Origin of the sequence: Schumannella sp. 10F1B-5-1 (assembly GCF_006517535.1) — a bacterium.
In the GTDB taxonomy this organism is placed as follows: Bacteria; Actinomycetota; Actinomycetes; order Actinomycetales; family Microbacteriaceae; genus Schumannella.
In genome coordinates, this window is record NZ_VHQH01000265.1 from 1 (window position 1) to 292 (window position 292).

The window sequence follows — 292 nt, forward strand, 5'->3', positions numbered from 1 at the left end:
ATCGCCGAGCGCCCCGTCATCATGGTGGGCGACGGGGTCAACGACGCCCCGGTGCTCGCCTCCGCCGAGGTGGGCGTCGCGATGGGCGCGAAGGGCGCCACCGCGGCGAGCGAGTCTGCCGACGTCGTCGTGCTCGTCGACGACATCGGGCGGGTCGCGGACGCCGTCGAGATCGGACGACGGACGGTCGCGGTGGCGCTGCAGAGCATCTGGGTCGGCATCGCCGTGTCGATCGGGCTCATGGTGGTGGCGAGCTTCGGGGTGATCCCTGCCACGCTCGGCGCGCTGCTGC

Annotated in this window: 1 pseudogene; it reads left to right on the forward strand. The window is 72.9% G+C overall.

The window, feature by feature from the left end:
* A pseudogene (locus tag FJ658_RS15650) lies at positions 1 to 292 on the forward strand (heavy metal translocating P-type ATPase); the annotation flags it as partial.